Consider the following 4,100-nt stretch of genomic DNA (forward strand, 5'->3'; position numbering starts at 1 on the left):
ACGCTTGGGCGACTCATCATTGCCGGTCCGTGGCCAAGGAGTACCTCGCGAGGTGCCATCGGACGCCACCAACCGGCCGTGCGTGCTCCGTTCGTGCTCCGCAGTTCCGTACTGACACGACACCAGGCGACATCACACGGCCTCAGACGGCACGACGGATCGGATGGGGGTGACACGAAACGGCACGAGAAGGCACGTGGCGGCACTAGATCACCGGACTTCTAATCCGATGGCCGCAGGTTCGAATCCTGCCGGGTGCGCCACAAAACCCCAGGTCAAACGGGGTGCACGAGTCGAACAGACGAGGTGTGGGACCTCGCCTGAGGGCCTGAAATGCTCCTCGTGTGCTCCCCAGTGCAAGGTCCCGTACAAGTGGGCACCCACCTCGCGGAGCATTTTGCCGCCCCGTGACCCTGCTGGACGGCCCTGAGCCCGACCCGCACCCGCCCCCGGGGTGGCCCCGCGTGCGCCCACCAACGCCCCACAGCCGCCTGAACGCACCGCGTTCCTACCCCTGGGGCCCACCAGGGCCACCCGCCGCCCACACACCGTGACGCCCCCACCGGCCCGGGCGCGGCCCGCCCACCCGCCACTACCGCGCACCCAGGGATTCCTACCACCCGTCAAGCCCCGCCCCGGGGCGCATGTCGGCCGAACCCGGCCGAACCCCCGCCACGCCCGCCTTCGGTGTGATTGCATGGACCCCCCGCACACCTTCCACCCCGACACAGACCCTGTTGCCTGATGAGCCGCGCCCTCCCCCTTGTGTGCCGCCGCGCCCCGTGAACCCCAGCCCCCTGCCCCGTCCACCCCGAGCGAGCCCTGGAAACCACCGCCCGTCGCGGATGGAGGGCGCACTGACGGAGGGCGCGCACACCCCTGCACATCTGTGCCGCCTACCGGTTCGCGCACCGGTGCGCCTTCGCATCCCGACCGAGTCCCATGGAGAGAGGTCTGTGTGGTCGACCGGCTGATCATCGACATCACCCCTGACGGTGCAGTGGCCGTTTCGGTGAAATGGGCCCATGAGACCGAGGCCGCCCGCATCGGTGAACCGGCCCTGGTGGAGTGGCCGATGGACGCCCCCGCGTTGGAGGACCTGCGCTGGTACCTGGAGGACTACCTGCGCTGGCCCTTCGGCGCCTACGCCGACAAAGGCCAAGCCGTGGCCGAGAAGATGACCGAATGGGGAACCGCCCTGTTCGACACGGTGTTCGCCCCCGGCCCTTGGCGTGAGGCCTACGGCGCCCTACGCGCCCGCGCCACCCCCGCTGAAATTGTCATCCAGTCCACCTCCCCCCTCCACCTGGGCCTGCCCTGGGAACTGCTACACGACCCCCAACGCGACAGGCCACTGGTGCTCGACGGCATCGGCATCGTCCGCAGCCTGCCCACCAACCCCCTGGAACCCGCCTTCCCCCTCGAACAGAAGAACCTGCGGGTGCTCATGGTCATCGCCCGCCCCCACGGCGAGAAGGACGTGAGCTATCGGCTGATCGCCCGCCCCCTACTCGAGCGCCTGGAAGCGGTACGGGGCAAGGTCGACCTCATCGTGCTGCGCCCACCCACCCTGGACCGGCTCCAGGAAGTGCTCGAACAGGCGGTGCGGGAGGGCAGACCGTTCCAAGTGGTGCACTTCGACGGCCACGGCGCCTTCGGCCCCACCCCACCACCCGGCCCTGACCCGGAGCGCGAGTGGGACCGGCGCCTGTTCCAAGGCGCCATCCCACAGGGGATGCTCGCGTTCGAAAAACCCCAAGGCGGCACCCACCTGGTCGAGGCCACCCAGGTCGCCGCGGTCCTGGCCGAGGGGCAGGTGCCGGTGGTGGTGCTCAACGCCTGCCAGTCCGGCCAACTCGAAGCGGTGGCCGAGGCCGCGATCGCGACCCGCCTGATCCAGGACCGCGTCGCCTCGGTCATCGCGATGTCCTACAGCGTCTACACCCAGGCCGCCGCCGAGTTCATGACCGCGTTCTACGAACACCTCTTCGCCGGGGACCGCATCGCTGACGCCGTCACCGCTGGACGCCGCCGACTCGCCCTGCACGACACGCGCACCACCCCCAAAGGGCCGCTGCCGTTCAAGGACTGGGTGGTGCCCGTCCACTACCGGCGCAGCGACATCGCCCTGCCCGGCCTGAGCACCGACCGCACCGGCATGGACCCCTTCGAGGACCTCCTCGACCGCCACCGCACCCCCACACCACCGGCACACGACGAAGAAGGGGTGTGGGCTCCGGAGGGGGTGTTCGTAGGCCGCGACACCCTCTTCCACGCCCTGGAATCCGCACTCCCCCACCACAAGACGGTGGTGCTGCACGGGCCCGCGGGCACCGGCAAAACCGAGCTGGCCAAGGCGTTCGGGCGGTGGTGGCGCGACACCCAGGGCGTGGACCACCCGACCCTGGTGTTCTGGCACTCCTTCACACCCGGCACCCACGCCTCCCTCAGCCTGAACGGCCTGACCAGCCAGATCGGCATGCAGGCGTTCGGCGCGGAATTCTCCGCCCTGGACCCCCCGCAGCGGCGCAGCGTCATCGATGAACTGCTGGCCACGAAGCGGTGTCTGCTGGTGTGGGACAACTTCGAAACAGCGCACACCCTGCCCGACCCCACCAGCGCCACACCCCCTCTGGACCAGACCGAACGCGACCGCATCACCGCGTTCCTGGACCGGATCGCCCGCAGCCGCAGCGCGCTGGTCATCACCAGCCGCACCCCTGAACAGTGGCTCGGTGGCCGGGTGCGGCGGATCCAGGTCGGCGCGCTGGCGTTGGAGGAGGCCAACGACTACACCGACCAGCTCCTGACCCCCTACCCGGCCACCCTGCCCAAACGCCAGGGCGAGGCCTTCGCTGACCTGCTGCGCTGGTTGGACGGCCACCCCATGAGCATGAAGCTCGTCCTGCCCCTGCTGGAGGAGGCCGACCCCGACACCCTCCTAGACGGCCTGCGCGGCACCACCCCCCTGCCCGGGCGACACGGCGAGACCGACACTGGCACCGGTCGGGACACGTCCCTGTCGGCCAGCATCACCTACTCCTTCACCCACCTGGACCCCGACGACCGGCAGGCCCTGACCGCCCTGTCCCTGTTCCACACCACCGCCGACAAAGACGTCCTCGCCCTGCTGTCCCGGGTGGCGGGCATCCCCGCCCAGTTCCAGGGCCGCACCGACGACGGCTGGGAGCGGTTGCTGGAGCGGGCGGCGGGGATCGGGCTGCTCACCGGTATGGGGGCGGGGGTGTACCGGATGCACCCGGCCCTGCCCGCCTACCTGGCCGACCTGTGGCGCACCACCCACCCCGACGTGTTCACCGCCCAGCAGGAGGCCACCGCCCGCGCCCTCCTGGACGCTTTCGCCTACCTCAGCGCATGGCTGCACCAGCAGATCCGGGGCGGCAACGCCCCCCTGGCGGTGGCGGTGTCCGCGGTCCACCAGGCCGGGTGTGTCAAGTTAAGGGCTCTGTCCCCATTCCGGTGGTAACGGTCGGTGAGCTCACTGCAGGAGGATGCGGTGGCGGAGCAGCGGGAACCCGGCCCGCCCGTACATCTGCCTCTTGATCAGCTTCGATTTCGTGTTCACCCCCTCGGTGCCGCCGTTGTGGAAAGGCAGGGTCAGGGCCGCGTCGACCGCGGCCCGGTCCTGGTCGAGCCCGCGGGTGAAGGCGTGCAGATGGGGAAGGTCGTCTGCCCGAACGCCGAAGATCCAGGCGGTCAGCGCCTGGGCGTTGCCCGGGACGGGTTCCAGGAGCCGGGCGAAGCCGCGAATGTGGTCGGCCAACCGGGCCATCTCCGGGCATGCCGCGGTCAGATCGGCGACGACCCGGCATTCTTCGAGGGTGAGCCGGTCAGGGTGGGCCAGGAGCAGTTCACTGAAGGCCTTGGGTGAGACCGCCTCCCGGTCGCTGTCGAGTCGGCCCTGGTTGATGTACTTGTAGAGCAGGTTGAGACTGCCTTGGTAGCCGAGCCGACGGATCTCGCCGAAGAGCCGTCGGACGGGCACGGCCGGGTCCTCTTCCCTTCGTCGACGCAGGTGATCGCGGTAGGGATCGACCAGGCAGGCGCGGTACTGCGGGGCCCGGCGCAGTCGGTCGGGC

At 70.0% G+C, this 4,100-nt stretch carries 2 protein-coding genes and 1 tRNA gene; 2 read left to right on the top strand and 1 reads right to left on the bottom strand.

The annotated features are described in order from the left end of the window. The first annotated feature begins 192 nt into the window (after positions 1 to 192). Positions 193 to 263 (top strand) — tRNA-Ser (locus BJF83_RS27275). A gap of 695 nt (positions 264 to 958) precedes the next feature. Continuing rightward, positions 959 to 3,487, top strand: coding sequence for a CHAT domain-containing protein (locus tag BJF83_RS01040; protein WP_075924810.1), 2,529 nt, complete (start codon positions 959 to 961; stop codon positions 3,485 to 3,487). Between the two features lie 12 nt (positions 3,488 to 3,499). Here the strand turns inward: BJF83_RS01040 and BJF83_RS01045 are convergent. Beyond that, positions 3,500 to 4,100 (bottom strand): transposase (locus tag BJF83_RS01045; RefSeq protein ID WP_143831739.1); only part of this gene is annotated, 601 nt, incomplete at its 5' end.

Source organism: Nocardiopsis sp. CNR-923, from assembly GCF_001942255.1.
Classification (GTDB): Bacteria; Actinomycetota; Actinomycetes; order Streptosporangiales; family Streptosporangiaceae; genus Nocardiopsis.